The following is a 14,704-nucleotide window of genomic DNA, read 5'->3' on the forward strand; positions in this document are numbered from 1 at the left end:
ACCGATAATGAGTATCTGCGATCCCGCCGAACTGCGGTCGCTGTTCCTGTTCGAGAAACTCGACGATCAGCAGCTGGACTGGTTGTGCGCCGACGGCCGCATCGAAACCGTCGAACCAGGGCCGGTGTACCAGGAGGGCGATCCGGCGACCTGCTTCTATGTGCTCATGGACGGTGAGGTGCGACTCACCAAACTGTCCGGGGGGCGGGAGATCGAGATGGTGCACACCGACCATCGCGGCGCCTACGCGGGAGCGTGGACGGCGTATCTGGGCGAGCGGGCCGAGACCCACTACGCCACCTCGCTCTACGTGACCCGTACGTCGCGTTTCTATGTGCTGGACGCACAGATCTTCGCCCGGATGATGCACAGCTGGTTTCCGATGGCGGTCCATCTGCTCGAGGGCGCGTTCTTCGGTAACCGCAACACCAACGCGCGGATCGCCCAGCGGGAGCGACTGCTCGCCCTCGGTTCGTTGTCGGCGGGGCTGACCCACGAATTGAACAATCCGGCCGCGGCCGCGGTCCGGGCGACCTCGGGCCTGCGCGACCGGATCGCGGGAATGCGGCACAAGCTCGCCATGATGGCGCAGGGAAAGTTCGATACCGCCGTCCTGGAAACCCTGGTCCGGCTGCAGGAGGAGGCGGCCGCCCAGGTCGCCAAGGCACCGGAACTCTCGGCGCTCGAGGCGGCCGACCGGGAAGATCTGCTCGGCGAATGGCTCGAGGACCACGGGATCCGCGACGGCTGGGAACTGGCGCCCAATTATGTCCAGGCGGGCTTCGACACCGATTGGCTCGAACGCGTGGCCGCCACCCTCGAGGGCTGCCCGCCCCAGGTACTCGAGGGGGCGTTCCGCTGGCTGAACTACACCATCGAGACCGAATTACTGATGAACGAGATCGCCGACTCCACCACGCGCATCTCGACGCTGGTGGACGCGGCCAAACAGTACTCCCAGATGGACCGGGCTCCGTTCCAGGTGGTGGACCTGCACGAACTCCTGGACAGCACACTGGTGATGCTCAGCCGCAAGATCGGTGACTCGATCGAGGTGGTCAAGGACTACGACCGCGCCCTGCCCCAGGTGCCGTGTTATGCCGCCGAACTCAACCAGGTGTGGACGAATCTGATCGACAACGCGGTGTACGCGATGGCGGGCAGCGGGACGCTGACCCTGAGCACCCGGCTCGAGAACGACTGCGCGGTCGTCGTGGTCGCCGATACCGGGCCCGGTATCCCGGACGAGGTGCAGGGCCGCATCTTCGAGCCGTTCTTCACCACCAAACCGGTCGGCGAGGGCACCGGGCTCGGCCTCGATATATCGTTCCGCATCGTCGTCGACAAGCACGGCGGCGACATCCGGGTCGATTCGCGGCCCGGCGATACCCGGTTCACGGTGTGGCTGCCGCTCACCCGCGCCGAGGACGAGCCCACGGAGACCGCCGACGCGGACGGCGCATGACCTGCGGCCCGTAAACCCGCTACCGGCAACGGGATCCGGGCGTCGGCGGCGGCGTCTGTCGCAATCCTTTGTTCGAGCGGGTCCGTGGGTCAACGACGGTCGAGACCGGACAACCGCCAGGCCAGCTTGTTGCGTACCAGTGCCGTCCGGCCCGCGAGGCGCATGGCGATATTCCGGATCGCGCGCACCGCGGGCGGGACCGTTGCCAGCGAGGTGAGCCGGCCGGCGATCGCGACCACCGACTCCGTAGTGCGCCGACGGGCCGCGGCGTGCTCGTCGAGCAGGTCCGGTGACTCACCGCGCAGCACCCGGGACAGGGTCGTCGCGGCGGTGACCGCGTCCTCGATCCCCAGATTCATGCCCTGTCCGCCGGCCGGCGAGTGCACATGGGCGGCGTCGCCCGCCAGCAGGATGCGACGGTCCCGGAAACGATCGGCGATACGGTGGTGCACGCGGAAACGTGAGCCCCAGACCACTTCCTCCACCACCGCCGGTTGTGCTTTCGGACCACGTTCGTCCAGCAGTCGTTGTACGAAGGCGACGTCGGGCTCGTGCGGCGCCTCGTCCACGGTGGCCACGATCCGGTACATATCGTCCGGCAGCGGTGCCACGACGACGAGCCCGGCCGGGGAGAAGTACAGGATCACCTCGTCCTTCGGGACCCCACCGGAGACCCGCACATCGGCCAGGGTGAACGACTCGGCATAACTGCCGCCGGTGAACCCGATACCGGCCTGTTCGCGCACCGTGCTGTGCAAACCGTCGGCGCCGATCAGGTACCGGGCGCGGATCTGCTCTCCCTCGGCGAGGGTGACCGTCACCAGGTCGGCGTCCTGGACCACCGTGGTCACCTCGACGGGGCGCCGCACCGGTACGCCGAGTTCGGTGAGCCGTCGCAGGATGAATTTCTCGGTATCGGCCTGCGAGATCATCAGCGTGTAGGGGTAGGCGGTGGGGAGCCGGTCGAAGGGGACGGCGATCAGCACCTGGCCCCGATCCCGGATGGTGAAGTCGGGAGTGTGCAGACCGCGACCGACCAACGGCCGCGTCACCCCGTAGGGCTCCAGCAACTCGAGGGTGTGGGGGTGGACCACCGCCGCCCGGGAGGTGTTCGCACCCTCGGCCTGGCTGTCGACGATCACGACCTCGTGGCCGAGCCGGGTCAGTACGACGGCGGCGGTGAGACCGACCGGGCCCGCGCCGACGATCAGGACATCTGCGATTTCGGTGGTCATCGTTCTACCCGCTCTCAGGAGGTCAACACTTGTTGGCATCGAGGTTATGCCGGGCCGTACACCTTGTCAACAGTTGTTGGCCTACACTTGTTGGCATGAGAAGGACCTCGGAAGAAACGAAGGCGGTCATCCTCACCGCGGCCCGGGAGCGCTTCGCCGCCGACGGGTACGACCGGGCGACGATCCGGGCGATCGCCGCCGACGCCGGAATCGACCCGGCCATGGTGATGCGGTACTACGGCAACAAGGAGCGACTGTTCGCGGCAGCCGCCGAATTCGATCTGGAGTTACCGAATCTGACGGAGGTGCCACGCGACCGAATCGGTCCGGCCCTGGTGGCGCATTTCCTGGATCGCTGGGAGCGCGACGAAACCCTGCTCATCCTGTTGCGGGCCGGGGTCACCAATCCGGCGGCGGCCGACCGCATGCGATCGATCTTCGCGACCCAACTGGGTCCGGTGATCGCGAAGGCCGGCGACGACCCCGGGGAGGCGCCCACTCGAGCCGGTCTGGCGGCGTCTCAGATCCTGGGTATGGCGCTGTGCCGTTTCGTCGTCGCTTTTCCGCCGGTGGCCGCCATGACCGGACCCGAGGTGATCGCCTGGCTGGGCCCGACGATCCAGCGCTACCTGACCGGGCCGGTACCGGAGATCGTCCCGGCCCGGTGATCACCGGTCGTGGGCCGGTACCGCGCGCGGCCCTACCGGTGCCAGGCCGGCACCGCGCCGGCGACACTGCTGATCCGCGCCTGGTACCGCTCCACGAACGGCAGCACCTGCTGCGCGATCACCTTGTTGTATTCGGCGGGACGCTGCCGCGGATTCGCGTGGCCGGTGCCCCGCGGTTTCACGACCAGCAGATTCCCGTTCACGCCCCCGACCTTGTCGATCAGGACCTCCTGGGTGCGCGCGACATCCACCACCCGGTCCCGGCTCCCATCGTGCGGGCGGATGAAAACGATGGCCGGCCGTGGTTTGCCGTGCGCCGGCTTGGACACCGCACGCAGATCGTCGGTCGCGCCGCCCGCCACGATCGCCAGGAACTGGGCCTCGATCAAGCCGTTGCCGGCGGCGTCGGCGTTGAATATCTTGTCGTGCAGCACCTGTCCCACCGCTTTCCGGAAATCCGCGAACCGGATACCCGGGACACCGCTGCGGTCGAGGAAACTCTCCCGGCGCGCATAGGTTTCCACCGCGGTGCGCAAACCCCGGCTCTCCCGGGCACCGGGGAGCCAGCCCATCCAGCGCACCATGTCCTCCCCCAGGCCGCGACTCTCCGGGCGGACCGCGTCGAGATCCAGCGGCGTGCAGTCCAGCAGCACACCCACCAATCGGCGGTCGCTGCCGATATGGATGTGCTCGGCGACCTCGAGTGCGATCACCCCGCCCATACTGTGCCCGGTGAGCACGATATTGCGCACCCCCGCCATGGCCGCGGCCCGGATGATCAGGTCGGCGATCACCTCGGTGTCGATACCGCGGTTGTCGTAGCGGATCGCCCAGACCGCACCCATCTCGCGCAATGCCGGCAGCGCGGCGGCCGTATCGCCGGCATTGAGATTGCCCAGCCCCACCAGGTCCACGACGGCGGTATCGCGCTTACCGGGGTCGGCGGGTGCGGCGATCGGTAACAGCGCGGGCTCGGTCAGCGCGAGGCGTACGCGCTCCGGTTCGACATCGTGCTCCCAATACTGCGCGAACGCGACCCCGACGATCATCAGCAGTGCGGCTACCCGAAACAACGCCAGTCTGGTGCGGCGCAACGTCTTCCATCCGTGGTCCGGGCGCGTCTCGCGCAACCTGGCCCGGCGACGTTCGTCACTCCAGTCCGCGACGGTGGACGGATGCCATTCGTCCAACGGCGACATCTCTCCACTGTAGGTGCACGCACGCCGGTACTCCGGGTAGCGCGGCGGTGAGAATTACCGCAGCGTCGCGGTATCAGTCCTTGCGGACACCGTCGATCAGCAGCCGCCGGATCGCCTTGTTCAACGCGGCGATGGCCGCCTCGTCCGGATCGCGCAGCCCGTGTGCCACCCCGGCGAGCAGCATCCCCGTCACCGCCCGGGCGGTGTTGATGGTGTCGAGGTCCGCACGCAGATAACCCAGTTCGACGCCGTGGTCCAGATATCCGGCGGTCAGCGCGTCGGCGGTGTCGAGCAGCCCGTACAGACGCCGGGTGAGTTCGTCGTCGATACCGGTCGCGTGGAACAGCAGCAGCCGGGCCACGCGCCGATCCGCGAGGAGGATGCGGGTGAGCGCGACACCGATCCGGTCGATCTGCTCCTGGTACTGGTCCAGGGTGGTCGCGGCATCGGGTGCGTTGTCGGTCCCCAGCGCGTCGATGATCCGCGCCGCCAGATCGTCGATCACATGGTCGATGATGTCGCGCTTGTTGCTGAAGTAGCGGTAGAAGGTGCCGTGGCCGATGCCCAGCTGGGTCGCGATATCGGCGATCCCGGTCGCGTGGTAGCCCTTTTCGGCGAAACAGACGAAGGCGGTATCGATGATCTCCTGGCGCAGCTCGGCCTTACGGCGTTCGGCCCGCGTCGATGGCTTCGTCACGCCCCCGATGATATCGTCATCACAAGCGGAATGATGTGTCATTCTGTGATAAATCGTTCAGCGGAACAGCAGGAGGTTCGGCGTGGCACCTCGATACGACGCGGTCGTGGTCGGTGCGGGATTCGGCGGCATGGGGGCGGGTATCCAGCTCGACCGCCTCGGTCTGCACGACTATGTGATCCTCGAACGCGAATCCGATCTCGGGGGCACCTGGCACGTCAACCGCTATCCCGGTCTGGCCGTCGATATCGCCTCGGTGACCTACTCCTATTCCTTCGAACCGAACCCGAACTGGTCGCGGCTGTTCGCGCCGGGTGAGGAGCTGAAGAAGTACGCCGAGCACGTCGCCGACAAATACGGCCTACGCGAGCGGATGCGTTTCGGCACCTCCGTCGACAGCGCCCGCTGGGACGCCGAGCACCAGTACTGGGTGGTCACCGTCGCCGGCGGCGAAACGCTGACCGCGCGCTATCTACTGACCGCGACCGGTTTTCTCTCCCAGCCCTACACCCCGCCGTTCCCGGGTATCGATACCTTCACCGGCAAGATCATCCACACCACGGCCTGGGACGACACCTACGACCTCACCGACCGCCGGGTCGCGATCGTCGGCACCGGCGCCACCAGCGTGCAACTCGTCCCCGAGGTCGCGGCCCGGGCCCGCGAACTCACCGTGTTCCAGCGCACCCCGATCTGGGTGGTGCCCAAGGTCGATATGCCGATCCCGCCCGCGGTGCAGCGCCTGTTCGCCCGGGTCCCGGTCACCCAGAAGGCCGCGCGGCTGGCCAACACCGCCGCACTGGAGGCGCTCATGGTGATCGGCGTCCTGCACTACAAGCAGGCCAAACCCCTGAACAAGGCGGCAGCCCTGCTGGCCAAGGCCCACCTGCGCGCCCAAGTCCGCGACAAGCGGACGCGGGAGCAGCTCACCCCCGACTACGATTTCGGCTGTAAACGCCCGACCTTCTCCAACCGCTACTTCGCGACCTTCAACGAACCGCACGTCCGGTTGGAGACCGGCGGGATCGATCGGATCGAACCGGACGGGATCGTCACCGCCGCGGGTACGAAGACCGAGATCGACACCCTGGTGCTGGCCACCGGGTTCAACCTCTGGGATGTGAACTTCCCGGCGATCGAGATCATCGGCCGCGACGGAGTGGACCTCGGCAAATTCTGGCGGGACAACCGGTTCCAGGCCTATGAGGGCATCACCGTGCCGAAGTTCCCGAATTTCCTCAGCCTCAACAGCCCGTACTCCTACAGCGGCCTGTCCTACTTCACCACCATCGAGGCACAGATGAAACATATGGCCAGGCTCTTCGGGGAACTGGCTCGACGCGGTGAGACCACCTTCGAGGTCAGTGCCCGCGCCAACACCGAATTCCTGGACCGGGTCACCGGCAAGCTCGCTTCCTCGGTGTTCTACGGCGGCGACTGCGCCACCGCCCGCAGCTACTACTTCAACCAGCACGGCGAGGCGGCACTGCTCCGCCCGACCAGTACGGTCAACGCCCATCGCGAGGCAGTGCGGTTCCCGTTGGAGGACTATCTGTACGGCCGGGTCGGCTGACCCGGTCCATCATCCCCGCACCTCGTGGGGGCTCACACCGTCACCCCGCGGCGTTCGTGGTAGCGCTGCTCGAACTCTTCGACAAATGTCGTCGGGGCGATCGACGAGGACGAGTGCTCGAGCACGCCGTCGTCGGCGATGTAGAAGATCGCCCGGCCGATCGCGATCTCCCCGCGGGGTACCGGCACGTACACCATCCAGCCGCAGCTGAACCGGTCGGCCACCAGCTGGTCGAGCGGGTAACCGGTGGTGTCCAGGCCCCGGCTCTCGATGTACCCGCGCACCCGGAAAACGGCCTCTTCGTCCGACATCTGCGGCGGCAGCGAGGCCACGACGCCCGCGAGACCGAGCTGATACATGGCGCCGTCGATATCGAACTGTTCCTCGTCGAAGAGAGCGAGGAGGGTTTCGCGGGTCACGACCCCGATCTCGGCGGCCGAGACCAGCGCCCCGGCTGCGGCGCGGTGCTGCGCTGTCGGCGGCTGCGCGGCCAGTCCGGCGAGAATGCCGGCCACCGTATCGGCCGTCCACACTCCGGGCACCGCGGTCGCGCAGGCCTCCGCGGACGGCGATTCGCCGCGATACCAGCGCCCACCGTCCCACCAGTAGACGAATGACAGCAGGCCGGTGGCCGAGCGCGGGTTGAGTACCGGGTCCGCGATCCATTCCGGCGCGCCCGCGAAGAGGCGCGGCATCGGGGCGCCATCGTTGTATGCGGCGTCCAGATCGGGAGCCTCCCACACCCCACCGGAGATCACCGCCCGGCCGCCCGGCAGCGTGTACAGCGTCGAACCACCGCGGCGGGAACTCTCGAACCACCCCATACCGGGCAGCACCCGCGGACCCCAGTCGGAACCGGCTGCGACGAAGCCCGCGGAGATACACGCCCACCGGGCCCACATCGCCGGGAAGTCCGGGAATTCGTTCTCGGCCATCGTCGGCCACACTTTGGCGGCGCGGTCCGCACGCGCGTCCCGCGCGGCGTCCTGCGGTGTGCGCATCTGCCGCTCGGCGTGCCCGATGTAGGCGGCCAGCCAGACCGGCAGCGATTCCCGGGGGAATTCGTCCAGGTCCGCACGGTAGGCATCGGGCTCGAAGAGCTGACCGTCCGGAAACGGCTCGTCGCCGAAGTCGTAATCGACCTCGAACTCCCCCTCGGCGCTCAGCCGCAGCAGCAGGCGCCACCACGGCTCCCCGTCCAGTTCGGCGACCAGCGCCCGGTGTTCGCGGACCCTGTCGAGGACCGGCCCGGCCGGCTCGGTGCGCATCGAACGTTCCCGGCCGGAGTAGACCACCTCGGCGAAGGCCGTGGTGGTGGTGAGCGCGAAAACGGCGTCGAGTTGCCGCCACTCGGCGGGACCCGCTTCGCCCAGTGCGGTGGCGATCTCCCACGCGAGAACACGCTCACGGCCTTCGACCTCGGCGGGATCGGCGGCTGCAGTGGACTCGCCGGGTTCACCGCTCAGCGGTAGCCGGGAATCGGTCTCCTGCTTCTCGTCCCCGGCGCCCTCCGGGGAGCCCTTGCTCTGATCGCTCACTGCTTACTTCCGCCGGTCTTCCTTGTCCGCACCGTCACCAACTACCGAAATTTTTTCATGACAACAGTAATTTTTCGTCCCAACAACGGGAAGAGCGGTCGATATCCGAGCCGGGCCGCGACCGGCCTTGCCCTGTCGCTCGCCCAGCGGTTACCGACCGCGGTCGTACCACATGCACCGGGCAGGAACACCGTGAATCACGGGAGCGGCCGCTGTGACGGCTCCAGTGGTATCCGGGTTTCCTCATGAGTTCGCGCAGAATCCCTTGTCCCCCTTGCGCAAGATCACACTTTTCGCCCGCGCACGACGTATCGTTGCTCGTCGAGCCGAACTCGGATGCGGTCACAAGCCGGAGCAGACGTTCGTTCGAGCGATGGATCCCGCCACGCGGACCGTCGCCGCGGTACAACCTGTACGACAGCGACCGGAGCCGTTCGCTGCACCACCGCGCACCTCCTCACGGTGCAGGCCGTCACGGCATCACGAATGCCGGGCCGGCGCCGGTCGATCCCAGCTGTCCGAAAGAAGAACGTGTCCAGAGTTTCCATCCGTATCCTGGTCCTGCTGTTGACCCTCGTCTCGGTCGGGATTCTCGGCGGTGGCGCCAGCGCCGAACCGCTCTACCCGCAACCGGACCCGGACCCCTTCTACACCGCACCCCCCGAACTCGCCGGACTGCAGCCCGGCGAGGTGGTGCGCACCCGCAAGATCGATACCGGTATGTACGTGGGCACCGAAGGCTGGCAGGTAGCCTTCCGGTCCACCAACTCCCTCGGTAATCCGATCATGGGCGTGACCACGGTGCTGCTGCCCGTCGGCGTGAAGAACCCACCGCTGGTCTCCTATCAGGCGCTGATCAATTCGCTGGGCACCCGATGCAATCCGTCGCGGTCGCTGTTCAATGGTGAACTACAGGACGCCGTCGGCGCGATGCTGCCGATCGGGCGCGGCTGGGCCGTCTCGGTGCCCGATTACCTGGGACCGAATGTCGCCTATGCCGCCGGACGGCTGAGCGGAATGGTCACCCTCGACAGTGTCCGCGCCGTCCAGCGGGCCGCCGAACTCGGCCTCGCGGACTCCCCCGTCGCCCTGGCCGGTTATTCCGGGGGCGGTCTGGCCACCGGATGGGCCGCGGCCCTGCAACCCTCCTACGCGCCCGAGCTGAAGATCGCCGGCATCGCCGCGGGCGGTATCCCGGCCGATCTGGAGCAGATGGCGCTGGGCCTCGGTTTCGCCCCGCATCCGGGTTTCGGTCTGGCCTTCGCCGCGGCCATGGGTCTGGAGCGGGAGTACCCGGACCGGCTGCCGATCTCGGACCAGCTCAACGCGAACGGGCTGTGGTTCCGGGAGTTCACCCATGACGCCTGCCGGCGGTTCCTGCTGTTCCACGGCGCATTCCGCAGTGCGGAGCAGATGGCCGCGTCGAAAAGTCTGATGGACAGCCCCGAAGCGCACCAGGTCCTGCGGGAGAACAGCCTGCGCTACTTCGACGGGGTGCCGACCACGCCGACCTATCTGTGGCACGGCCGCTACGACGAGCTCACCCCGTACGACGGGGTGGCCGAGTTCGCCGACCGCTCCTGCCGCGCGGGCGCGCCGGTGAAACTGACCACCTACGACATCGCCGAACATATGACCGCCGCCGCCGCGGGGTTCGCCGACGCCTGGAACTTCGTGGAGGCCAGGTTCCGCGGTGAACCGATGGCCAAGAGCTGCTGATCAGCGACCACGCCGGTGGTATGCGGCCTGCCCGGTGAACTCCACCGGACAGGCCGCACCGGTGCCCGGGGCGCCGGCGGTGGGGATACCGCCGGTTCAGCCGTCGGTTTCGCGTTCCACCAGCCGCGGATGATCGGGGTGGCCGGCGATCGAATACTGCGTGGCGAGCCGGCGTAATCCGGCCAGATCCGTCCGATCGGCCATCACCTCGGTGTCGAGATCGAGAATGAAGTGCCCGGGCCGCACGAACCGCGCCGAACGGCCGAGATCGCCGTCGGGGTGCTCGACGGTGACGACCCCCGATACCGCGGTGATCCGGCCGTCCTGGTCGTACTCGATCTGCACGCGCACGGGTCCCCCTCAGACGGGTATCGGCTCGGACCAAGCTATGTAGAAGTAGTAGTAGACCGGTTCTCCCGCGCCGTCGTTGTGTATTTCGAAATGGGTTTCCTCGTGTCCGCCGCGATAATGTGTGATGTTGCGGATCGCGATCTCGGCGCCGCCGTCGCAGTACGCGGTGAAGAGGTAGAGCCGGTTCTCCCGGCCCCAATCGCCGCCGGCCGTCCACCAGTGATCGGTTTCCCCCGGCGCCAGCGGACCACCGAAATTACAGAACGAACCGAGCCAGTTCAGTGGCACAACCTGGACCATCAGGCCTCCCTGGAAAGATCGGCGGAAAAGCCGTCACATCACCCGGGCGGAATTTCGAGGTCGAACCGGTTCGTGGCCATTATCACCCACCCGGGCGGCGGCTGTCACGGGTGGAAAACGCGGCTCATCGATCGGGGCGGTGCTCCGCGGCGTGCTCCCGCAGCGACCGTATCGCCACCTCCACCGCGTGCCGGGCATTGCGGCTGCCGTGCAGGGCGACACCTCGCTCTCCGGGTTGCAAGGGTTCGAGGGCGGCGAGTTGGGAATCCAGCAGTGCGGCCGGCATGAAATGCCCGGTCCGGCCCGTTATCCGTGCCAGTAGTTCCGCACGGTCGGCGGTCAGGAGCAGGAACCAGGTACCGGGCGCCCCTGCCCTCAGCAGGTCGCGATAGCGGCGTTTGAGCGCCGAACAGGCCATGACGCCGCCGCTCCCCTCGGCGGCGCGTGCCCGCAGCCACTCGCCGACCTCCGCGAGCCACGGCTCCCGGTCGCTGTCGTCGAGCGGGAGCCCGGACGCCATCTTGTCGATATTGGCCCGGGGGTGGAGATCGTCCGCGTCGGCGAAGGGCACCCCGAGTCGCAGGGCCAGCAGCCGGGCGGTGGTGGTCTTTCCGGTCCCCGAAACCCCCATCACCACGACGCACGGGGCGCGGGATACGGGGTGTTGCGTCGATTCCACGACCGTCATCGATTCCTGTCGATCCCGGGCGGTCCGAGCGAACCCGCCGGGTACTCCTCCAGCGGGACGAGGTCGCGCGCCCACCCGGACAGTACCGGTTCCAGCACCCGCCATGCCTCTTCCGCCTCGTCGGCGCGGAGGGACAGCGCGGGATCACCCCGCAGGACATTCAGCAGGAGTGTGCCGTAGGCGGGCAATTCCGGTGGCTCGATCCGCGCGGTGAGGGTGAGCGGCGCGAGGGTGTCGACGCTGGTCCCGACCGCGTTCAGCGCGAGGGTGAGGCTTTCCGGGTCCAGGCCGAAGCGCAGGACATTGGGCGCCGTCGTCCCGTGGTGACCGAACGGCATGGCGGGTACGGGACGAAAATGGACGGCCACCTCTTTGCGGTCCTGCGCGAGCGCCTTCCCGCTGCGCAAGACGAACGAGGTACCCGACCATCGCCAGTTGTCGATGGCCAATTCGATCTCGGCGAAGGTTTCGATCCGCCGCTGCGGCTCCACTCCGGCTTCGTCGACATAGGACGGCACCGCCCGCTGCCCGACGGTTCCCGCGCAGTATCGTCCTCGCCTGGTGCGCGCCGGGATATCGGTATCGGCCAGGGGACGCACCGACCGCAGCACATCGACCTTGCGATCGCGCAGGTCACGTTCGGAGAGACTGATCGGGGGTTCCATCGCCACCAGGCACAGCAACTGCAGGAGATGGTTCTGCACCATATCCTTGAGCGCGCCCACGCCGTCGTAGTATCCGGCACGATCCTCGAGGGTGAGTGTTTCGTCCCAGACGATCTCGACCTTCGCGATATGCGCGCTGTTCCAGATCGATTCCAGGACGCGATTGGACAGCCGGCTTCCCAGCAGGTTCTGCACCGTGGTCATCGCCAGGAAGTGATCCACCCGGAAGATCGCCTGCTCGGGCAGCAGATCCGCGAGTAACCGGTTCAGTTCCCGTGCGCTCGCCAGATCCTCGCCGAAGGGTTTCTCCAGCACGATCCGGCTACCGGCGGGCAGCTTCGCGGCGTGCAGGGTGTGGATGGCGGCCGGGAACAGTGCGGGCGCCAGTGCCAGATACACGGCGACCGGCGCATCGCCGTGCACCGCCTGTGCGACATCGCCGGCATTGCGGATATCGGCGCGGCGGTGGCGGGCCGCGGCGACGATCGCCTGCCGCGCCTCCGGTGGTGTCTCGCCGGCGTGCCGATCGAGCTGGTCGCGAGCCCAGTCACCGAATCGCCGGTCGTCCCATTCCTTCCGATCGACACAGACCAGATCGAAATCGTCGTCGATACATCCGGCCGTGCGCAGCGCGGCCAGCGCCGGCAACAGGTATCGGCCGGCCAGATCGCCGGTGCCGCCGAAGATCACCAGCCGGTCGATCACCGGGCCACCTCCGCGCGGTTCCGGTCGCCACGAACAGCGGGGGTACCGTCCCGCCGCGGGCGCTCCGGCCGCGCCGGGCGTCGCCGGTGGATCATCGAGATCTGCATTCTTCCGCCTTCCCGCGCGCTCGGATGATCGGTACGGCTTGCCGACGGATAGCGGTGTCAACGTAACAGGAGGTCCGGGGGCCGTGCGGGACCGCGGCCGGGAGGCGGGACGCATGCGGCCCCTACGCCCCCTACTCAGGCGGACGCGACCGGAGGTCCGGGTCAGTCCAGGCAGAACTCGTTGCCTTCGGGGTCGGCCATCACGATGAAGCCGGTCTCCAACGGAGGCGCGGGCTCGTGGCGACGGATCCGGGTTCCGCCCAGCGCCACGAGCCGATCGCATTCGGCCTCGAGCGCAGCCATCCGTTCCTCTCCGTGGAGTCCTGGCGCCACCCGGACATCGAGATGGACGCGGTTCTTGGCGACCTTGCCTTCGGGAACCTCTTGGAAGAACAATCGTGGGCCGTGACCCTCCGGGTCCTCGAGCGCCGACCTCGAATTGCGCTGCCGCTCCGGGACGCCGATCCCGGTAAGAAAGTCGTCCCACGCGGCGAGCGGATCGGCGCCCGCCGGCAGCTCGACTCCCGGCGGACCGGGATGGATATAGCCCAGGGCGGCGCGCCAGAACGACGATAGCGCCCGCGGATCGTGGGCATCGAAAGTGACCTGGATACCGCGGCTCATCGGACTGCTCCGTTCGCAGAGATATGAGTGTGCACCATGGGGCCAGTCCGACAGGGCGGGCGGACAGAATCGGCCCGCAATACCGTGCGGACCGGGCGCGGAACGCGGCAGATTTTCGGTCCAGGCCCGGCCGGACAGGCGTGCCGCTGCCGGCGCTACCGCACCCACACCTGGTTCGGTCTCGAGCGCGCCGCCCATCCGGTCGATGCGGCGCGATCACCCGCCGAGTTTCGGCCCATCGGTCTCGCACTCTGAATTCGTTGGCGCGAAACATGTTCCGTGTTTCCCCGCCGAATTCTATGCGTGTATTGCGGCTACGCCCGGCGCACCCGATGAGGACAGAACGGCCGGGCAATGGTTCAATTCCCGGCGTACGACCCGGAGTGCAGGAGGAAATCGAATGGCAGTGCGTTACTCGAAAAGAGAACAGACCAAACTCGTCAACCGAGTGAAAAAACTCCTCGCCCAGGGTAAATCGCTCAATGCGGCGTGCACGCAGGTCTCCGAACGCGAAGGCGGGCTGCCCGCCACGAACACACTCGCCAATTGGGTCCGCGCCGCGGGACTTTCCGAAAGCGCCGACACCGCACCGGTCGCGGACACTCCGGCGCCCGCGAAACCCCGCCGCCGCGCCCGCGGTGCCGGCAAGGTGACCGCGAAACCGGTCGCCGCCGAGTCCGAGACGGCGCAAGCCGCCACGGAACCGGCGGAGAACACGGCCGAGGCCGTGGTGGCCGAGCCCGCCGAAGCGATGCCGGAAACCGCCGGCCCGGCACCGGAAATCACCGCCGAAACCACTGAACCGGCGCCGGAGACCACCGCCGAGCCCACGGCCGAACTGGTGCGGGTGCGCCCCGCGGGAGCCGCCGTGGACTCCGCGCACGAACTCGACGACCTGCTCGACGAGAACCACCGGTTACGCACCGCGTTGAACGAGGCCAACCGGGAGATCCGCGCCATGCGCGACCTTCTCGTCGTGTACGCGAGCCGGTAGAACGGCAGTCCGCCCGCCGGTCCGGCGGACGCGGTCGCGGAGCCCGGGCCGCTCCGGCCCGCCGCGGGTAATCCCGTGGGGCCCGGCCCGGGGGACCAGCAGGGTACGGACATGGTCCCGCTCGTCCCCGCCGGTGCCCTGCGTCCGTCGGAGGCCGACGATGATTTCGCCGGCGA

The 14,704-nt window shown here is 67.9% G+C and carries 14 protein-coding genes; 5 read left to right on the forward strand and 9 right to left on the reverse strand.

Going from position 1 to position 14,704, the window contains the following annotated elements; translation table 11 throughout:
* Nucleotides 1-7 precede the first annotated feature (7 nt).
* Nucleotides 8-1,465, forward strand: a complete 1,458-nt coding sequence (locus ACLML9_RS00090; protein ID WP_411943505.1) for an ATP-binding protein — start codon at nt 8-10, stop codon at nt 1,463-1,465.
* An 89-nt stretch (nt 1,466-1,554) separates the two neighbouring features.
* Here the strand turns inward: ACLML9_RS00090 and ACLML9_RS00095 are convergent, their stop codons facing one another.
* A complete protein-coding gene (locus tag ACLML9_RS00095; RefSeq protein ID WP_411943506.1) occupies nt 1,555-2,700 on the reverse strand; it encodes an FAD-dependent oxidoreductase in 1,146 nt (381 codons plus the stop codon).
* 95 nt (nt 2,701-2,795) lie between these two features.
* Between ACLML9_RS00095 and ACLML9_RS00100 the strand changes: the two genes are divergently transcribed.
* On the forward strand, nt 2,796-3,368 hold the full coding sequence (locus tag ACLML9_RS00100; protein ID WP_411943507.1) for a TetR family transcriptional regulator: 573 nt from the start codon (nt 2,796-2,798) through the stop codon (nt 3,366-3,368).
* 32 nt (nt 3,369-3,400) lie between these two features.
* Here ACLML9_RS00100 and ACLML9_RS00105 read toward each other — a convergent pair whose 3' ends face one another.
* Nucleotides 3,401-4,567 (reverse strand): alpha/beta fold hydrolase, encoded by a 1,167-nt coding sequence (locus ACLML9_RS00105; protein WP_411943508.1) that lies wholly within the window; start codon nt 4,565-4,567, stop codon nt 3,401-3,403.
* 73 nt (nt 4,568-4,640) lie between these two features.
* Nucleotides 4,641-5,306 (reverse strand): TetR/AcrR family transcriptional regulator, encoded by a 666-nt coding sequence (locus ACLML9_RS00110; protein WP_411943509.1) that lies wholly within the window; start codon nt 5,304-5,306, stop codon nt 4,641-4,643.
* Between the two features lie 40 nt (nt 5,307-5,346).
* On the opposite strand from ACLML9_RS00110, the gene ACLML9_RS00115 reads away from it, so the two are divergent.
* The gene (locus tag ACLML9_RS00115) at nt 5,347-6,837 is read left to right on the forward strand and encodes a flavin-containing monooxygenase (protein ID WP_411943510.1); all 1,491 of its coding nucleotides are present in this window, start codon (nt 5,347-5,349) and stop codon (nt 6,835-6,837) included.
* 32 nt (nt 6,838-6,869) lie between these two features.
* On the opposite strand, the gene ACLML9_RS00120 is transcribed toward ACLML9_RS00115, so the two are convergent.
* Nucleotides 6,870-8,375: a hypothetical protein gene (locus ACLML9_RS00120; protein WP_411943511.1), complete on the reverse strand. Its 1,506-nt coding sequence runs from the start codon at nt 8,373-8,375 to the stop codon at nt 6,870-6,872.
* Nucleotides 8,376-8,906: 531 nt separating this feature from the next.
* Between ACLML9_RS00120 and ACLML9_RS00125 the strand changes: the two genes are divergently transcribed.
* Nucleotides 8,907-10,094 (forward strand): lipase family protein, encoded by a 1,188-nt coding sequence (locus tag ACLML9_RS00125; RefSeq protein ID WP_411943512.1) that lies wholly within the window; start codon nt 8,907-8,909, stop codon nt 10,092-10,094.
* A gap of 96 nt (nt 10,095-10,190) precedes the next feature.
* Here ACLML9_RS00125 and ACLML9_RS00130 read toward each other — a convergent pair whose 3' ends face one another.
* The 5 genes from ACLML9_RS00130 to ACLML9_RS00150 all read right to left on the reverse strand — a co-directional run bounded on the left by ACLML9_RS00130 (nt 10,191) and on the right by ACLML9_RS00150 (nt 13,534).
* Entirely contained in the window at nt 10,191-10,445 is a 255-nt protein-coding gene (locus ACLML9_RS00130) for a hypothetical protein (RefSeq protein WP_265806041.1), read from the reverse strand.
* Between the two features lie 9 nt (nt 10,446-10,454).
* A complete protein-coding gene (locus ACLML9_RS00135; protein WP_411943513.1) occupies nt 10,455-10,745 on the reverse strand; it encodes a hypothetical protein in 291 nt (96 codons plus the stop codon).
* A gap of 124 nt (nt 10,746-10,869) precedes the next feature.
* Nucleotides 10,870-11,433: a gluconokinase gene (locus tag ACLML9_RS00140; RefSeq protein WP_411943514.1), complete on the reverse strand. Its 564-nt coding sequence runs from the start codon at nt 11,431-11,433 to the stop codon at nt 10,870-10,872.
* The gene (locus ACLML9_RS00145; protein WP_411943515.1) at nt 11,430-12,803 is read right to left on the reverse strand and encodes a glucose-6-phosphate dehydrogenase; all 1,374 of its coding nucleotides are present in this window, start codon (nt 12,801-12,803) and stop codon (nt 11,430-11,432) included. Before ACLML9_RS00145 ends, ACLML9_RS00140 begins: the two co-directional genes overlap by 4 nt.
* Nucleotides 12,804-13,072: 269 nt before the next feature.
* Complete coding sequence (locus ACLML9_RS00150; protein WP_411943516.1) at nt 13,073-13,534, reverse strand: VOC family protein; 462 nt, start codon at nt 13,532-13,534, stop codon at nt 13,073-13,075.
* A 400-nt stretch (nt 13,535-13,934) separates the two neighbouring features.
* Here ACLML9_RS00150 and ACLML9_RS00155 point away from each other — a divergent pair, with 400 nt between their 5' ends.
* Nucleotides 13,935-14,528: a hypothetical protein gene (locus tag ACLML9_RS00155; protein WP_411943517.1), complete on the forward strand. Its 594-nt coding sequence runs from the start codon at nt 13,935-13,937 to the stop codon at nt 14,526-14,528.
* Nucleotides 14,529-14,704: the final 176 nt, after the last annotated feature.

This window comes from Nocardia sp. NPDC002869, from assembly GCF_046764065.1.
Classification (GTDB): Bacteria; Actinomycetota; Actinomycetes; order Mycobacteriales; family Mycobacteriaceae; genus Nocardia; species Nocardia rhamnosiphila.